This is a genomic window from Campylobacter concisus (genome assembly GCF_002913545.1).
Classification (GTDB): domain Bacteria; phylum Campylobacterota; class Campylobacteria; order Campylobacterales; family Campylobacteraceae; genus Campylobacter_A; species Campylobacter_A concisus_AV.
In genome coordinates this window covers 1-555 of sequence record NZ_PPBR01000030.1, presented here as the reverse complement: position 1 = coordinate 555, position 555 = coordinate 1, and the positions used below count along the sequence as shown (strand labels likewise).

1 protein-coding gene and 1 pseudogene are annotated in these 555 nt (G+C 40.2%); one reads left to right on the top strand and one right to left on the bottom strand.

The window, feature by feature from the left end:
* Nucleotides 1–204, top strand: a pseudogene (locus CYP05_RS01680) (class I SAM-dependent methyltransferase); the annotation flags it as partial.
* Here the strand turns inward: CYP05_RS01680 and CYP05_RS01675 are convergent.
* Nucleotides 201–555, bottom strand: a 355-nt coding sequence (locus CYP05_RS01675) for a DMT family transporter (protein WP_181001147.1), incomplete at its 5' end; no start/stop codon positions are given. The pseudogene CYP05_RS01680 and the gene CYP05_RS01675 sit on opposite strands and share 4 nt — an antisense overlap.

The window sequence follows — 555 nt, the reverse complement described above, 5'->3', positions numbered from 1 at the left end:
GCTTTTAAGAGTCAAATTTTAAATGAAACTAGGATCGCTAGACGAAGCGTGCAAGAAGCTGCTGAAAATATCTGCTGGCACCTTGAGATAAACGGAGCTAAAAACTACGATGAAAAGACGGTTTTGGCGATGTTAAAAGAGAGATTTGAGGGCGAGTTTATAGATGAGAAAATAGACTCTCAAATGAAACTTTTTGTCTTTTAGAGCTTAAATTTAGAGCAAATTTGCTTACCAAATTCGCTAAAAATGACGCCAAAGATGATGAGCATGGCTCCAAAAATTTGCCAGACGCTAAGTATCTCGCCAGCAAAAAAGTAGCCGATAAACCCAGCAGAGACTGGCTCTAGGCAGAAAAACAAGGCCGCCTTGCTAGCGGTCGTGTATCTTTGGGTGATCGTTTGCACAAAGTAGCAAAATATAGTGCCAATCACCGTCGTAATAAATATCGCTATGAAAAATTCCCTATCAAATTTTGGCACGATACTGCCTTGAAAAAGCGCGAAAACAAGCGAAAGCAGGGCATTTGTGAGAAAGACCACAAAGACAAGCAAATAA